This is a genomic window from Paraburkholderia sp. BR10954 (assembly GCF_040965775.1).
Classification (GTDB): domain Bacteria; phylum Pseudomonadota; class Gammaproteobacteria; order Burkholderiales; family Burkholderiaceae; genus Paraburkholderia; species Paraburkholderia youngii.
On sequence record NZ_JBFRCK010000024.1, the window covers coordinates 40,445 to 55,667 of the forward strand.

The 15,223-nt window shown below is 64.6% G+C and carries 14 protein-coding genes and 1 tRNA gene; 6 read left to right on the forward strand and 9 right to left on the reverse strand.

Annotation, left to right across the window (positions count from 1 at the left end; genetic code table 11):
- Positions 1–30: 30 nt before the first annotated feature.
- Positions 31–1,263: an acetylornithine deacetylase gene (gene argE / locus AB4Y34_RS27710; RefSeq protein WP_368717827.1), complete on the reverse strand. Its 1,233-nt coding sequence runs from the start codon at positions 1,261–1,263 to the stop codon at positions 31–33.
- A gap of 149 nt (positions 1,264–1,412) precedes the next feature.
- The gene (gene mfd, locus AB4Y34_RS27715; protein WP_368717828.1) at positions 1,413–4,892 is read right to left on the reverse strand and encodes a transcription-repair coupling factor; all 3,480 of its coding nucleotides are present in this window, start codon (positions 4,890–4,892) and stop codon (positions 1,413–1,415) included.
- Between the two features lie 119 nt (positions 4,893–5,011).
- Between mfd and ispD the strand changes: the two genes are divergently transcribed.
- Positions 5,012–5,725, forward strand: a complete 714-nt coding sequence (ispD, locus tag AB4Y34_RS27720; RefSeq protein WP_176377835.1) for a 2-C-methyl-D-erythritol 4-phosphate cytidylyltransferase — start codon at positions 5,012–5,014, stop codon at positions 5,723–5,725.
- A gap of 82 nt (positions 5,726–5,807) precedes the next feature.
- Entirely contained in the window at positions 5,808–6,287 is a 480-nt protein-coding gene (gene ispF / locus AB4Y34_RS27725; protein WP_368612116.1) for a 2-C-methyl-D-erythritol 2,4-cyclodiphosphate synthase, read from the forward strand.
- 33 nt (positions 6,288–6,320) lie between these two features.
- Here ispF and AB4Y34_RS27730 read toward each other — a convergent pair whose 3' ends face one another.
- The 3 genes from AB4Y34_RS27730 to ompR form a co-directional block, all read right to left on the reverse strand.
- Positions 6,321–6,869 carry a peroxiredoxin gene (locus tag AB4Y34_RS27730; RefSeq protein ID WP_176108612.1) on the reverse strand — a complete coding sequence of 183 codons (549 nt, stop codon included), beginning with the start codon at positions 6,867–6,869 and terminating at the stop codon, positions 6,321–6,323.
- Positions 6,870–6,945: 76 nt separating this feature from the next.
- Positions 6,946–8,295 carry an ATP-binding protein gene (locus AB4Y34_RS27735; RefSeq protein ID WP_176108611.1) on the reverse strand — a complete coding sequence of 450 codons (1,350 nt, stop codon included), beginning with the start codon at positions 8,293–8,295 and terminating at the stop codon, positions 6,946–6,948.
- Between the two features lie 145 nt (positions 8,296–8,440).
- Positions 8,441–9,166: a two-component system response regulator OmpR gene (gene ompR / locus AB4Y34_RS27740; RefSeq protein ID WP_033379433.1), complete on the reverse strand. Its 726-nt coding sequence runs from the start codon at positions 9,164–9,166 to the stop codon at positions 8,441–8,443.
- A 236-nt stretch (positions 9,167–9,402) separates the two neighbouring features.
- On the opposite strand from ompR, the gene AB4Y34_RS27745 reads away from it, so the two are divergent.
- The 3 genes from AB4Y34_RS27745 to AB4Y34_RS27755 all read left to right on the forward strand — a co-directional run bounded on the left by AB4Y34_RS27745 (position 9,403) and on the right by AB4Y34_RS27755 (position 11,420).
- On the forward strand, positions 9,403–9,729 hold the full coding sequence (locus AB4Y34_RS27745) for a hypothetical protein (RefSeq protein ID WP_368717829.1): 327 nt from the start codon (positions 9,403–9,405) through the stop codon (positions 9,727–9,729).
- Positions 9,730–10,083: 354 nt separating this feature from the next.
- Entirely contained in the window at positions 10,084–10,227 is a 144-nt protein-coding gene (locus AB4Y34_RS27750) for a hypothetical protein (RefSeq protein ID WP_368717830.1), read from the forward strand.
- 17 nt (positions 10,228–10,244) lie between these two features.
- Positions 10,245–11,420, forward strand: coding sequence for a DUF1501 domain-containing protein (locus tag AB4Y34_RS27755; RefSeq protein ID WP_368717831.1), 1,176 nt, complete (start codon positions 10,245–10,247; stop codon positions 11,418–11,420).
- Between the two features lie 36 nt (positions 11,421–11,456).
- On the opposite strand, the gene AB4Y34_RS27760 is transcribed toward AB4Y34_RS27755, so the two are convergent.
- Positions 11,457–12,293, reverse strand: a complete 837-nt coding sequence (locus tag AB4Y34_RS27760; RefSeq protein WP_176108607.1) for a squalene/phytoene synthase family protein — start codon at positions 12,291–12,293, stop codon at positions 11,457–11,459.
- A 230-nt stretch (positions 12,294–12,523) separates the two neighbouring features.
- Between AB4Y34_RS27760 and AB4Y34_RS27765 the strand changes: the two genes are divergently transcribed.
- A tRNA-Leu gene (locus AB4Y34_RS27765) sits at positions 12,524–12,610 on the forward strand.
- Between the two features lie 119 nt (positions 12,611–12,729).
- Here the strand turns inward: AB4Y34_RS27765 and AB4Y34_RS27770 are convergent.
- The 3 genes from AB4Y34_RS27770 to AB4Y34_RS27780 form a co-directional block, all read right to left on the reverse strand.
- Entirely contained in the window at positions 12,730–13,017 is a 288-nt protein-coding gene (locus AB4Y34_RS27770; protein WP_176108606.1) for a hypothetical protein, read from the reverse strand.
- A 118-nt stretch (positions 13,018–13,135) separates the two neighbouring features.
- On the reverse strand, positions 13,136–13,585 hold the full coding sequence (locus AB4Y34_RS27775) for a MarR family winged helix-turn-helix transcriptional regulator (RefSeq protein WP_176108605.1): 450 nt from the start codon (positions 13,583–13,585) through the stop codon (positions 13,136–13,138).
- Positions 13,586–13,648: 63 nt separating this feature from the next.
- Positions 13,649–14,794 (reverse strand): glycerate kinase, encoded by a 1,146-nt coding sequence (locus tag AB4Y34_RS27780; protein ID WP_368717832.1) that lies wholly within the window; start codon positions 14,792–14,794, stop codon positions 13,649–13,651.
- Positions 14,795–15,223 lie beyond the last annotated feature (429 nt).

The window sequence follows — 15,223 nt, forward strand, 5'->3', positions numbered from 1 at the left end:
CACGGCTGCGCGCCGCTGCAACGAGACGGGCTAAGCGGCCTCGACCGACATGCTGTGAATGAACTTGTGCAGGAAGCGCTCGCACGCGACGAGCTGCTCGAGCTCGACGAATTCGTTCGCCTTGTGCGCCTGCTGGATATCGCCGGGGCCGCAGACGATACTCGGAATCCCCGCGTTCGAAAACAGGCCTGCCTCGGTGCCGTACGCGACCTTACGCTTATCCTGGTCGGCCGTCAGCGCGCGCACGAGTTGCGTGATCGCGGCCTGCTCAGACGAATCCAGTCCGGGCGCCGCGGCGATCTTCGTGATCTCGATCGCGGCCGACGGATGCTCGCGCAGCATTTTCGGCAACAGCGTTTCGCGCGCGTAGCTGTCGATGCGCGCGAAGATCTGCTCGGGATCGAGCGTCGGCAGATTGCGGAATTCGAACTGGAACTGGCATTCGGCCGGCACGGTGTTGATCGCGTTGCCGCCCGTGATCGTGCTAGTCTGCGCGGTGCTGAACGGCACGTCGTACAGTTCGTCGAACGGGCCTTGCGCGCGGAACTGGTCGGCCATGTCGCGGATGTGGCAGATCAGGCGCGCCGCGTACTCGATCGCGTTCAAGCCCTTCGGCGTCAGCGACGAATGCGCGGCCTGGCCTCGCACGCAGCAGTGATACGCGTTGATGCCCTTGTGCGCGATGATCGGACGCATACTGGTCGGCTCGCCGACGATACAGCCGTCCGGCTTCACGCCGCGCTTCATCAGATCGGCGATCATCAACGGCGCGCCGACGCAGCCAACTTCCTCGTCGAACGACAGCGCGAAGTGGATCGGTTTCGCGAGCCTGGTACGCTGCATCTCGGGCACGAGCGCGAGCGCCGCGCCGATGAACCCCTTCGTGTCGCAGGTGCCGCGGCCGTAGAGCTTGTCACCGCGAATCTCGGGGTTGAACGGATCGCTGTCCCATTGCTGGCCATCCACTGGCACGACGTCCGTATGGCCCGACAGCACGACGCCGCCGTTCGTTTCGCCATCGTGCGCGGGAATCGTCGCGAACAGGTTCGCCCATTTGCCGCCCTTGCCGTGCGTCAGCGTCGCGTCGATACCGACCGCGCGCAGTTCGTCGCGCACGGTTTCGATCAGGCCGAGATTCGGATTGCGGCTCACCGTGTCCATCGACACCAGACGGGTGACCCAGGGCAGAGATACCGGAGAAGCGGGAGAAGCGGAGGAGGCGGGCGACTGCGACGATTGCGCTGTTTCAGCGACGTGAGACATGACATGACTCCATCATTTTGTGTCTATCGATCATATCCCATATTGCATATTGGTAAGGTGGCCAAAACGGCCGGCGCGCGTTGGCGCAGCGCAGCATCGATGCAAAAAAACGGGGGACGTCCCCCCGTTTTATTGCTGTTTCAGGACCCTCAGCGCGCGGGCGCAGGCGCCGTGCCGCGGCTCGGCGAACCGAGCGCGCGCAAGGTCTCCTTGACCGTCGCGACGCGCACCGCGAGATCCGGGCTGCGCGTTTCGATACGCAGCTTGTCCTGGCCCGCGAGCTTGATGTGCTTGTGCTTCTGCACCATCTCGATGATCCGCATCGCGTCGACGGGCGGATTAGGGATGAACTGCAGGCCGATCACCGCTTCGCCGGCATCGATCTTCGAAATGCCGAGCGGTTTCGCGGCGAGCCGCAGACGATGCGTCTCCACCAGCGCATGCGCCTGCGGCGGCAGCTTGCCGAAGCGGTCGATCAACTCCTCCTGGATACCGTCGATCGAATCGCTGTGTTCGCAGTTCGCGAGGCGCTTGTACAGCGACAGACGTTCCTGCACGTCGCCGCAGTAGTCCGACGGCAGGATCGCCGGCGAATGCAGGTTGATCTCGGTGGTCGCCGCGAGCGGCGCGGTGAGGTCCGGCTCCTTGCCGTTCTTGAGCGCCTTCACCGCGTCGTTGAGCATGTCGGTATAAAGCTGGAAGCCGATCTCGTGAATCTCGCCCGACTGCTTGTCGCCGAGCACCTCGCCGGTGCCGCGAATCTCGAGGTCGTGCATCGCGAGATAGAAGCCCGAGCCGAGTTCCTCCATCTGCTGGATTGCTTCGAGCCGTCGTTGCGCCTGCTTGGTGAGCCCCTGCGGATCATGCACGAGCAGGTACGAATACGCCTGGTGATGCGAGCGGCCGACGCGTCCACGCAGCTGATGCAATTGCGCGAGACCGAACTTGTCGGCGCGATGGATCAGGATCGTGTTCGCGCTCGGCACGTCGATGCCGGTTTCGATGATCGTCGTGCACAGCAGCACGTTCGCGCGTTGCGCGACGAAGTCGCGCATCACGCGTTCCAGTTCGCGCTCGTGCATCTGGCCATGCGCGACCGCGATGCGCGCTTCGGGCACGAGTGCTTCGAGCATCTGCCGACGGTTCTCGATCGTCTCGACTTCGTTGTGCAGGAAGTAGACCTGGCCGCCGCGCTTCAGCTCGCGCAGCATCGCTTCGCGAATCACGCTGTCTTCCTCGCGCCGCACGAAGGTCTTGATCGCAAGGCGCTTTTGCGGCGCCGTGGCGATCACCGAGAAATCGCGCAGGCCTTCGAGCGCCATGCCGAGCGTACGCGGAATCGGCGTCGCGGTCAGCGTCAGCACGTCGACTTCAGCGCGCAGCGCCTTCAGCGCTTCCTTCTGACGCACGCCGAAGCGATGCTCCTCGTCGATGATCACGAGCCCGAGCCGCTTGAACTGCACATCCGACGACAGCAGCTTGTGCGTGCCGATCACGATGTCGACCGAACCTTCGTTGATCTGCTGGATCGCAGCGTTCACTTCCTTGGTCGACTTGAAGCGCGACAGCTCGGCGATGCGCACCGGCCAGTCGGAGAAGCGGTCACTGAAGGTTTGCGTGTGCTGTTCGGCGAGCAGCGTGGTGGGTGACAGCAGCGCGACCTGCTTGCCGCCCATCACCGCGATGAACGCCGCGCGCAACGCGACCTCGGTCTTGCCGAAGCCGACGTCGCCGCACACGAGCCGGTCCATCGGCTTGCCGCCCGTCATGTCGCCGATCACGGCCGCGATCGCGGCGGCCTGGTCCGGTGTCTCCTCGAAACCGAAGCTCTCGGCGAACTTCACATAGTCCTTCGGTTCGAGCGCGAACGCGTGGCCTTCGCGGGCGGCGCGGCGCGCGTACAGGTTGAGCAGTTCGGCGGCGGTATCGCGGATCTGCTGCGCGGCCTTGCGTTTGGCCTTTTCCCACTGGCCCGAACCCAGCGAATGCAGCGGCGCGCTTTCCGGATCGGCGCCGCTGTAGCGCGAGATCACGTGCAATTGCGCGACCGGCACGTAGAGCTTGCTGTCGCCCGCGTATTCGAGGTGCAGGAACTCGGTTTCGCCTTCGCCGAGGTCCATCGTCACGAGACCCATGTAGCGGCCAATACCGTGCTGCGAATGGGCGACCGGATCGCCGACCTTCAGCTCGGACAGATCGCGCACCATCGAATCGACGTTGCTCGCCTGTTCCTGGCGGCGGCGTCCCGCGCGGCGCGCGAGCGGTCCGTACAGCTCGGTTTCGGTGATGATCGCGATGCCTTCGTCCGGCACCGCGAAGCCGTTCGCGAGCGGCGCGACGCCGAGCGAGAACGGCGCATCGCCCTTGAGCCAGTCGGCGAAGCTGTCGGCCGAGGCGGGCTTCAGCTGATTGTCGGCGAGCAGTTGCAGCAGCGTCTCGCGACGGCCCGCCGATTCGGCGGCGAACAGCACGCGGTTCGGCGTCGTGCTCAGATACGCGCGCAGTGCCGAGACGGGGTCGTCGGCGTGACGGTCGATCGCGAGGTTCGGCAGAGCGATCGACCAGGCGCCGCCGCCGTTGGTGGGCAGCACGAGCCGTGCGAACGGTTTCGCGAACGTGAAGAAATCTTCGTCCGACAGGAACAGCTTCTGCGGTTCGAGTATCGGCCGGTCGCGGTCGTGCGACAGGAAGTTGAAGCGCTGTTTCGTGTCGTTCGTGAAGCGCCGGATCGCCGCGTCCAGATCGCCGACGAACGCGAGCTGGGAACCGTCGGGCAGGTAATGGAAGAGGGTGGCCGTTTCCTCGAAGAACAGCGGCAGATAGTATTCGATGCCCGCCGACGGCACGCCGTTGCCGATGTCTTTATAGATCGACGCGCGGCTCGGATCGCCCTCGAAGGTCTCGCGCCAGCGGCTGCGGAATGCGGTGCGCGCGGCTTCGTCGAACGGGAATTCGCGGCCCGGCAGCAGGCGCACGTCCTTGACCGGATAGAGGCTGCGCTGCGTGTCGGGGTCGAATGCGCGGATCGAGTCGACCTGGTCATCGAACAGGTCGATCCGGTAGGGCAGCGGGGAGCCCATCGGGAACAGATCGAGCAGCGAGCCGCGCACGCAGTATTCGCCGGGACGCACGACCTGGCTCACGTGCTCGTAGCCGGCGAGCGTCAGCTGCGCCTTCAGCTTCGCTTCGTCGAGCCGTTCGCCCTGGGAGAACGAGAACGTGTAGGCGGCGAGGAACGACGCGGGCGGCATCCGGTACAAGGCCGTCGTGGCCGGCACGAGCAGGATGTCGCAGCGGCCTTCGCCGAGATCGTGCAGCGTCGCGAGACGCTCGGACACGAGGTCCTGGTGCGGCGAAAACGTGTCGTAAGGCAGCGTCTCCCAGTCGGGCAAGAGGCGCACGCGCGCGTCGGGCGCGAAGAAGCCGATTTCCTGCGACAGCCGTTGCGCGTCGACCGCGCTTTCGCAGACCACCGCCAGCAGCGGCATCTTCTCGCGATAGCTGAGATGGTAGCGGGCGATCAGCAGCGCGTCGGACGAACCGCGCGTGCCGTCGAAGGCGAAACGCTGGCCGGCCTTGACGAGCGCGACGGGCGAGGAGGACTGCGAGATTGCGGCGATGTCTGGCATAAGGGGGAGAAAGCGGCTCGGGGCTCACACGACGGCCAAGTTTACGCGTCCACGGGCGTGAATGCGAAGGACGTATTATAAAATCCGTCCTTTACTTTGACCTGGCGGCATCCGCACTCGTGACTTCCCGTCTCTTCGCCCTGATCCCGTGCGCAGGCACCGGCAGCCGTTCCGGCGCCGCGATGCCCAAGCAATACCGCACTGTCGCCGGCCGCGACATGCTGCATTACTCGCTCGCCGCGTTCGACGCGTGCAGCGAGTTCACGCAGACGCTAGTCGTCATCGCACCCGACGACCAGCACTTCGACGCGCGCCGCTTCGGCAATCTGCGTTTCGCGGTGCGGCGCGTGGGCGGCGCGTCGCGCCAGGCGTCGGTGCTCAACGGTCTGCACGCGCTCGCCGAGTTCGGTGCCCACGACGACGATTGGGTGCTCGTGCACGACGCAGCCCGGCCCGGCATCACGCCGGCGCTGATCCGCACGCTGATCGGAACGCTGAAGGACGATGCTGTCGGCGGCATCATGGCGCTGCCGGTCGCCGATACGTTAAAGCGTATCGACCGCGCGTCGGCCGATGGCCGCATCGCCCGGACCGAGGCACGCGACGGCTTGTGGCAGGCGCAGACGCCGCAGATGTTCCGCATCGGCATGCTGCGCGAGGCGATCCTGCGTGCGCAGGCCGACGGCCACGATCTGACCGACGAGGCGAGCGCGATCGAATGGTCGGGGCATGCGCCGAAGCTCGTGCAAGGCAGTCTGCGCAATTTCAAGGTCACGTATCCGGAAGATTTCGATCTGGCCGAGGCGATTCTGAGCCGCGCCGCCGGTTCGTGATACCTCGCATACGCACGATAGAAAGATTGGGAAAGGCTTTAAAGAAGCTTTAAAAGCTTCAGCACTTGAGGATGTGACGCATATGGATTTCAGAATTGGGCAAGGCTACGACGTGCATGCGCTGGTGCCGGGACGCGCGTTGATCATCGGCGGCGTGACGATTCCGTACGAGCGCGGGCTGCTCGGTCACTCGGACGCGGACGTGCTGCTGCACGCGATCACCGACGCGCTGTTCGGCGCGGCCGCGCTGGGCGATATCGGCCGCCACTTCTCCGATACCGACGCGAAGTTCGCCGGCGCCGACAGCCGCGTGCTGTTGCGCGAATGTGTGGCGCGCGTGAAGGCGGCGGGCTTTGCGATCGGCAACGTCGATAGCAGCGTGATCGCGCAGGCGCCGAAGCTCGCGCCGCATATCGAAGGGATGCGCGCGAATATCGCGGCGGACCTCGGCCTGCCGATCGAGCGTGTGAACGTCAAGGCGAAGACGAACGAGAAGCTCGGTTATCTCGGCCGCGGCGAGGGCATCGAGGCGCAGGCCGCGGTGTTGCTGGTCAGGAACTGAGCGGGCTTTGGTTTGCGTGAACGGCGGTGCCGCTTACAGCGTCGCGCCGCCGATCGTCCGATTGCTCGGACACAGTTCGTCCGTTTGCAGGCCGTCGAGGATGCGCAGCACTTCCTGGGGGTTACGGCCCACGTATAGATTGTTGACCGACACGTGCTGGATCGTGTTGTCCGGATCGACGATATAGGTCGCGCGCAGCGCGACGCCCGCTTCCTTGTCGCGCACGCCGAGCTGGTCGATCAATTCGCCTTTCACGTCGCCGAACGAGTAATGGTTGAGCCTGTCGAGCGCCTTGTCCTCGCGGCGCCACGCGAGCTTCACGTATTCATTGTCGACGCTGCCGCCGAGCAGCACCGCCTCGCGGTCCTCGAACTCCTTGACGAGCTTGCTGAAATCGACGATTTCCGTCGGGCAGATCAGCGAAAAATCCTTCGGATAGAAGTAGATGATTTTCCACTTGCCCGGAAACGACTGATCGGTGATGTATTCGAACGCCGAGACGCCGTGCTCTTCGGGATGGTTGAAGCCCGGTTTCGCGGCAATGACGGTGAACGCTTCGAGTTTGTCGCCAACGGTTTTCATGCAAAGGCTCCTTCGGAAGTCACATAAAGCGGCGTGCTTCGAATCACGACGGCGCGCCGTGTCGCGCGTCGTCGGCTCACGCGCTTTTCGCGAGCGGAAACTCGATCGTCACTTCAAGTCCAGGTCCGGGCGAGCGGTTGCGCAGACGCAGCGCGCCGCGATAACGCGCGACGAGCCGCTGCACGATCGCCATGCCGAGGCCCGTGCCGTTGGCCTGGGTGCGCGCCGAATTCACGCGATAGAACGGCCGCGTGACGAGCGCGAGCTGGTCTTCGGGAATGCCGGGGCCTTCGTCGACCACCGACAGTTCGACGCGCGAATGCGACACGCGCGTTTCGAGAATCACGCGTGGCACACCGTCACCGTCGCTGAGACCATATTTGCGCGCGTTCTCGAGCAGATTGCCGACCACGCGCCGCATGTCGGTTTCATCGGCCTCGATCACCGCCGACGGAGCGAGCCGTGTGATCAGCCGCATGCTGTCCTCGCTTTGCATCCGCGCCGCGAGCTCGCTCGCGATTACCGACAGGTCGACCGGTTCCGGCACGCGCTGCACCGGACGCGCGTAGTCGAGGAAGCGGCCGATGATCATGTCCATCTGCTCGATGTCGTCGACCATCGCGTCCTTGGTGGCCTGATCTGACGGGCTCATTTCGGTTTCGAGCCGCAGCCGCGCGAGCGGCGTGCGCAGATCGTGCGAGATGCCCGCGAGCATCAGCGCGCGATCGGCCTCGAGCTGTTCGAGGTCGCGCACCATCTGGTTGAAGCTTCGATTGGTTTCGGCGGCGACGCCCATGCCGCGCTCGGGCAGCGGCTCGGGCGATTGCCCGGAGCCAACCCTACGCGCGGCCATCGCGAGGCGCGCAAAAGGCCGGTTCACCAGACTCGTGATGAACGCCGCGCCGAACAGCGACAGCGCAAGCGCGAACACGCCCCAGCCGGCCCACTGCAGGCCGGTCGCGTTATCGAGCTGATCGCGATCGAGGGCGACCCAGTAATCGTCGTCGTCGATCTTGAAGCTGATCCATACGCCGTTGATATCGTTGACGCTCTGCGCGATCACCGTGTCGTCGCCGAGACGGCCGCGGATGTCGTGCTCGATCAGACGATTCAGTGATTCGTCGGGCTGGAGTTTGTATTTGTCGGTGGCTTCGCGCGGATACACGCGCACCCCTTCATTGCTCTCCAGATCCTGCAGCAGCGCGCGCCGCAGGTCGGGATCGGAATAGAGGAGTGCGGTGCGCGTGAGTTTGACGATCGCGACGAGTTGCAGAGCCACGCGCTGCGCACGCGGCTCCCGCTCGATCACGCGAAAGCTCTGGAACCACGCGGCGAGACTGACTGCGATCAACAGCGCGATCAGCAGAAAGGTCCGCCAGAAAAGGCCGCCGAACGCGAGCGTCAGGAGGCGCCGGTCGATCCGCATGGGCCCTTCTTATCTGGAGTCAAAGACAGAAACTATATGGGACCGAAGCAGGTGCTTTGCATGAGACCAGATGACGCACTGAAGCGCGAACTCTGATCGACAGCTAAAGCGCCTACTCTGGTCGACATGAAAACGGAGCACAAACTCAGGCTGCGCCGTCGGGAATGAACACGTAGCCGAGGCCCCACACGGTCTGAATGAAACGCGGGCTGCCCGGATCCGGCTCGATCAGCTTGCGCAGACGCGAGATCTGCACGTCGAGGCTGCGGTCGAAGACTTCGTATTCGCGGCCGCGTGCGAGCTCCATCAGCTTTTCGCGCGACAGCGGCTGACGCGGATGACGGGCGAACACCTTCAGCACCGAGAATTCACCGGTGGTAAGCGGAATTTCCTGGCCGGCCTTGGTCAGCGTGCGGGTGGCGAGATTCAGTGCGAACTCACCGAACTCGAACACCTCGGTGGTCTCGGACGGCGCGCCCGGCAACTCGGACGGCGACTGACGGCGCAGCACCGCGTGAATGCGCGCGACCAGTTCGCGCGGATTGAACGGCTTGGGCAGGTAGTCGTCGGCACCCATCTCGAGTCCGACGATGCGATCGACATCCTCACCCTTGGCCGTCAGCATGATGATCGGCGTGCGGTCGTTGCTGCCGCGCAGACGCCGGCAGATCGACAGGCCGTCCTCACCGGGCAGCATCAGATCGAGCACCAGCAGATCGAAGCGCTCGCGCACCCAGAGCTTGTTCATTGACGGCGCATTTTCGGCGACGTAGACGTTGAAGCCCTGCTCGCCGAGATAGCGGCGCAGAAGATCGCGCAGGCGTGGGTCGTCGTCGACGACGAGGATTTTCGAAGGGTTTTTGGTTTCCATGGTCGGCATCTTAGCGCGATTAGAAAGTGGTGCGCGGTTACACCATTTCTGGGGTTACAGTCAGTTACAAAATTTACCCGCGGTATGGCGCGACGTAAAGTATGCGCGTTTAGACTCCTTTACTGAATGCGGCTGTTCGGTGGATACTTCACTCGACAAAACTCTCGTACCCGGCTGTTACCGGGGTTTGTATACGCATCTGAGGTAGCCGGTTGCCGCGCCACGAAGGGAACAACATGAAGGGAGGGGTTTGGCCAAATGTGCGCCTGAGCGTGATTGCACTGGCGGTTGCCGGTACGCTCGCAGGCACACTGGGCCCGACGCTCGCCCATGCGCAGCCGTCCGCGGATAGAGCGGCGAGCGAGCATGCGCCCCGCTCCGGCAATGGCAAACCCAGCCACCGCAATCCGAACATCGATCACCCTGCTTCTGACGTGATGTTGCGTACCGCGGTTCCCCCTGATCTCGATCAACGTCGGCGCGACGGGCATATGACGCCCGAGGAGCGTCGGCTGCTGCGGCAGCACATCGAAGACGCCGTGCGCGAGTTGTACAAGCGTTAGTCTCAGCGCGCGCATCGTCGCGTGAACAATCCTGTTGCACCTTCCGCTTCCACTTCCTGGTCCGCTGCTCTGTTGAGTCGCTAGCATCCGTTCGAGATTTCACGCGCAACGGATCAGCGTTGGCGAACCTTTTCAACGTGTGTGGTGAGCGTCACGCGTCAGCGCGCGCAGCGAAGCGATATCGGCGTCTCCTGACTGGGTGTTCGAGCCCATTCCAATGCGTGCCGAGCGCATCACACGGAGACCGGACCAGCGTCGCGAGCAACAAATGCGGCTCGGACAGCGTTACGAACTATTACGAGCAAGCTGAGTGCGCGCCGGGCGAACACGCCTTCGCCGCCAGTCGAGTTCGTGATGGCCGCGTTGCGCGCATTCGATGCCGGCTACGACGATACCTCGCGGTTCGTCATGGCGCGCAATGGCCGGGATGGCGTACGCTTTGACGTCGCGATCTGGCTCGCGCAGAGGCAACGGGCGGCCCGGCACGCGCCATCATGATCACGACGAGGTGCAGCATGGAACGACGCAGCTTTCTGTCGATGAGCGCGGCCGCCGGCGCATTGCTGTGTTTGCCTCGCGCGCTCGCCGCGCAGGACGCGAACGCTGCGCATTGGCGGGATGCATCGAAAGCGTCGGTTGTGCCGGGGCGCGGTTACGACAACCTGCTGATCCTGATCGAACTCAAAGGCGGCAACGACGGTTTGAACACCGTGATCCCGTTCGCCGATCCCGCGTACTACGCGCTGCGCAAAAACATCGGCATCAAACGCGAACAGATGATCCACCTCGACGAGCGCACCGCGCTGCATCCAGCGTTGCAGCCGTTGATGCCGCTGTGGCGCAGCCGGCAACTCGCGATCGTGCAGGGTGTCGGCTACGCGCAGCCGAACCTGTCGCATTTCCGGTCGATCGAGATCTGGGATACCGCGTCACGCTCCGATCAGTATCTGCGCGACGGCTGGCTCACGCGCGCGTTCGCGATGAAGCCGGTGCCCTTCGATTTCGCGGCCGACGGCGTCGTGATCGGCAGCGCCGAAATGGGGCCGCTCGCAAATGGCGCGCGCGCGATCGCGCTGGTCAATCGCACACAGTTCGTCGGGACCTTGCGACTCGCGACGCCGGTGCCTCAGTTGAAGACCGCGTTTCCTGATGGCGCGTTCGGCAGTTCGATCAAAACGGCGATGCAGGTGCTGGCCGCTTCGGACACCCTGAAGATAGCTGCCGCCGGACGCGCGCCAATGGAGCAGTCATCGAGCGGCCGAGGTGTGGCCGTGATCCGGCTAACGCTGAACGGTTTCGATACGCACCAGAACCAGCGCGGACAGCACGCCGCGTTGCTTCAACACTTCGCGCAAGCGATGGTGGCGATGCAGGCCGCGCTCGTCGAGTTGGGCCGGTGGAACGATACGCTTGTGATGACGTATGCGGAGTTCGGGCGGCGTCCGCGCGAGAATGAGAGCAACGGCACCGATCACGGCACGGTGGCCCCGCACTTCGTGACGGGTGGTCGCGTGCGGGGCGGTTTGTATGGCGTACCGCCAATGCTTGCGCGGCTCGACGGAAATGGCAACCTGCCGGTTGGCGTGGATTTTTGCGAGATTTATGCGACGGTGCTCGGGCCGCGGTGGGGCTTGGACGCGTCGACGATTCTGCGGCGGCGGTTCGAGCCGCTGCCATTGCTGCGGGCGTGAGCGGATGGGTGCGAATCGACGCGCCCCGCTGTCAGGCTACTTCGCGCGCCATGCGATCCATAGCTTGCGGATCGGCGTCAACGCGATGCGTTGATGCAGCACGTGATAACCGTCGCGCTCGATTTCATCGAGCAACGCCAACGCGAGCGCCGCGAGCGCGAGCAGCGTGCGCTGGGCACGCCGCGCGCTCGCGGGCACCGCGGCGAGCGCGCTCTGCACGGCATCGCGCGCGCGATGCGTCTCGAAGCGCATCAGCTCGGTGAACGCGTCGGTGTATTTGCGGTTGATCAGATCGGCGGCGGTGACGTTGTAGCGCTGCATCTCGTCGATCGGAACGTAGATGCGGCCGTGCCGCGCATCGTTGCCGGTTTCGGCGACGAACTGTGCGAGCATCAGCGCCTCGCCGAGCGGAGCGGCCCACGTCGACGCTTGCTCGGCATCGTCGGCCGATCCGGCTGCCGCGGCGCGCGACACCAGCGACGCGAAATTGCCGCCGACCCCGCGCACATAGCGCCGCAGGTTCGGATAGTCGAGATAGCGTGCCTGGTCGAGATCCATCTCGAAGCCCGCGAGCAATTCCTGCAGAGCCGGATACTCGGCCTGCGCGTCGGGCAGATAGGCCGCGAGCGCCTTGGACACCGGATGCGACGGCGAACCCGCGGCGAGCGCGGCGATTTCTTTCTGCCACCACGCGAGCTTGGTGCGGCCGACCGCGGGATCGCTCGTCTCCTTGACCGTTTCCTCGAACTCGCGACGCAATGCGAAGAGCGCCGTCAACAGCGGCTGACTGGCTGCGCGGGCCTGGCGAAGCGCATAGTAGGTGCTCGATCCTGGGGGCGCCGCTTTCTGCTGGCAATAGTCGTCGAAATTCACGGGATGAGAGTGTGGGGAAGGGCTGGCGAGAAGGGCGCTGGCGTCCGTTGCGGCGCCCGTCTCGACGAGCCGAAAATTGTAGCATCGGCGCCGCGCGCGCAGATACCGACGGGTGCAGACAAGCGCGAATCAATCGGTTAGAATCTCGCGCTTACGCTTTCGGGCACGTGTTTGGCGCGCATGGAAGTGCACTGGACAATCGGGCATGACGCATCGCGGCGTACCCGGCTGCGAGGGTGGCGAAATTGGTAGACGCACCAGGTTTAGGTCCTGACGCCCGCAAGGGTGTAGGGGTTCGAGTCCCCTCCCTCGCACCATTTATTGGTAGTCAAGAAAAACCCCGTCAAGTCTTTGGACCGACGGGGTTTTTTCTTTGCCGCACGGTCTCTGCAAGGCCGCAGGGTTGCCCCGCGGCCTGTCATTGCGGCCGCGCGACTTAGGCGCCCGGCGTTCCCGGCGCCTGCTGCGAACCCGGCAACTCCGCTTGCGCGGCACCTTCGAGGAAGCGGCGCGTCGACTCGAACGCTTGCAGCATCTGATCCGGCCACGGCGTTTGCAGCATCACGGCCTGATGATTTTCAAATGCCGACGACAGAAGTTTCGCCAGTTCCGGCGAACGAAGATGACGCAGCACGACGCTGACCGCGATTGCGGTTGCCTGGCTCGCGCCGGCGGTCTGAAGTTCCGACGCGGTGAGTGCCGCGACCTGTTTGTTGATGTCCACTGAAACGTCCCTGGATGAAAAGAGGGTGAAGGCACGTTGGCCAATGCTCAATTTTGACACGCGCCGCCCAATGCCGTGAAACGGCGCTCTTCAAATATGGCCGGTGCGCCGCGCGTGATCACTCCCGCGCGTTCATCGCGCGAATTACCTTGTCGAGCGCCGCGCCGAACGCGGCCCTTTCTTCTTCGTCGAGACAGTCGAACATATCGCCGTTCCACTTGCGCGCGATCGGCATCACCTTGCGATACAGCGCGCGACCTTCCTGCGTCAGCGAGACCAGCACGACGCGGCCGTCCGCGGCGCTCGTCTCGCGTTGCACGAGTCCCTGCCGGATCAGCGCTTCGGCTGCGCGACTCGCCTGGCTTTTGTCCAGATTGGCATGACGAGCCAGTTCCATGATCGAGAATGGTCCGAACGATCCCACCGACGCAATCACACGCGCTTCAGGCAGCGTTACGTCGAGCTTCGCCGCGTAGCGCGCGCTGATGCCGCGCTCGGCCAGTTTGTTTAGAACATGCAGACGATACGTGAGGAGCTGCTCGAGCCCGGCTTTGGCGGAGTCCTTCATGGTCACCCCGTGATGTGTGGAACGGTCGTGGCGCTGTGATTGTTGCGGCAACCGTTTCGCGGGTCAACGCATGCCGTATTTCAGCCGCGTCAACTGCTCCGCCTCGTTGGCGAGCAGGCGCGCTGCGTCGCGAATCGCGACGTCGAGCGTGATCGGCCCGGGCGCCGGCGAAAAGCAGCCGCTGAAGTGTTCGGCGAGGCGTGGCAGCGCGGCGGGGTCGACTGCGCCCGACAGCAGCGTGGCGGGCACGCCCGCGGCTCGCGCATGCGCGCACGCGATGAACGGCGCCTTGCCATGCAGCGTCTGTACGTCGGAGCGGCCTTCGCCGGTGATCAGCCAGTCGGCGCCGGCGAGCGCCGCGTCGAGGCCGATTTGCCGCGCGACGGTCTCCGCGCCCGCCTCGAACTGCGCGCCGAGCATATGCAACGCGAAGCCGAGACCGCCTGCCGCGCCCGCGCCCGGCAGGTCGCGCGCGCTGTGGCCGAGCGCGGCTTCGAGCAGATCGGCGAAGCGCGCGAGCGCCGCGTCGATCGGTGCGACCTGTTCGGGCTTCACGCCTTTTTGCGGTCCGAAGATCGCGGTCGCGCCGTGCTCGCCGGTCAGCGGATTGTCGACGTCCGACATACCCACGAACTGCGTGTCGGCAAGCCGCGCGTCGAGTAGCGACGCATCGACCCGCGCCACGCGTGCAAGCTGCTCGGGCGTGCCTTCGAGCGCGTTGCCTTGCGCGTCGAACAGTTGCAGGCCGAGGCCGGTCAGCAAGCCGGCGCCGCCGTCGTTCGTGCTGCTGCCGCCGAGCGCGACGAAAAAGCGCCGCACGCCGGCGTCGAGCAACGCGCGAATCGCTTCGCCCATGCCACGCGTGCTGCGCGCCTCGACCGGCACGGCCATGCCGACTGGGTCCGTAATGCCGACGATTTCCGCCGTTTCGATGATTGCGCTGCCATCCGCGAGCAGGCCTGTGAGCGCCGCGCGCGTCGGGCCGGCCGCGCCGCGCACACTAAGCGTGCGGCGCTCGCCGCCGCTCGTGAGCATGGCGTCGAGCGTGCCTTCGCCGCCGTCGGCCATCGGACAAATGCGCACGCTTGCGTCGGGGCGGGCACGCTGGATGCCGGCTGCGATCGCCTGCGCGACCTCTTCCGCGCTGAGCGAGCCTTTGAATGAATCGGGAGCGATGACGACGACAGGCGAGGGCGACGAATTCGGCATGGTGTCTCTGAGAGGTTTGAGGCGTTGTAAGCGGTTGCTGGCGCCGATGAAGCGACCGGCTGCCGGTGACCGGCGGTAGTGGCCCGACCGAGTGCGTTAGCTTATCAGCATGGGGGCGTCGGCTGAATATGTCGAAAGGCATAGGCGGGATCGCTGCAAACCGGATAGCGACGCCAGAGACAAACCACGCTTGCTGTGCCAAAACAACCCGAAAATGCCCCGCAAAACGCGCAGAATGAAGGGAAAACTCGATGCATTCATCGAATCCCGGCTTGGCGCGCAAATAGTTTGCTAAAATATTCGGCTCTTTGGACTCAACCGTGCTGCCGGCGGCCTGCAAGCCCGCGGCGCAGGTGCGTGATCGATGCAATCGGCGCAAATCGATGCGAAGCGACATCGACGGGCAGCACGGAGAAGATAACTGATTCG